1 protein-coding gene is annotated in these 646 nt (G+C 26.5%); it reads right to left on the reverse strand.

What is annotated here, in order from left to right; genetic code table 11:
• The coding region (locus AJ889_RS02640; RefSeq protein ID WP_148123999.1) for a motility associated factor glycosyltransferase family protein at positions 1 to 646 on the reverse strand (646 nt) is incomplete at both ends.

The raw sequence follows: 646 nt of genomic DNA on the forward strand, positions 1-646 counted from the left end.
ACATAATCAGGCTTTATACCATGTTTAGCTAAAATAGGATAAGAAGAATCCGCACAAAAAATTGTAGCTTTACTAGCATATTTTTTTAATAAAGGCAATTGTTTAGTAAGAGATGGTCCTGTAGAAACAATGATAGCTGTATCACTTATACCCTTTCTTTTAGAAAGTAATTCTTTATAACTAGGATGAGTAATCATTGAAGGAAGATTATAAACAAATTGCTCTATGCCTTGAAGAGCATCAAGGGGATCATTGCCATGAGAAACAATAGAATTTTTAAAATTTTCTGCTAATTTTTTATTCAATCCTAAAATATCTTCATGAAATCTTTCATAATAATGACTCATCAGTTCTAAAAAATAAATTCTAGAAAATTGAAAGAAAGGTTTGCTAGAGCAAAAATTAGAAAAAAATTCTATATCCAAAGAACTTGTTTGCAAAATCATCAATCTTGCACTTTGCAATTCATTTGAAAAATCTAAGATATGAAACATTATCCAAATGATTTCTATATCTTTTTCAAAAACAACAATATGCTGATGATTTTTATTTTGCAATAAAGCTTTAAATAAAATTCCATTTCCAAAACCATAAAAATACAATACAGGATAAAGTAGATATTTATCATTATAAGTGTTTAGCATAG

Source organism: Campylobacter sp. BCW_6468, assembly GCF_001762865.1.
GTDB lineage: Bacteria > Campylobacterota > Campylobacteria > Campylobacterales > Campylobacteraceae > Campylobacter_D > Campylobacter_D jejuni.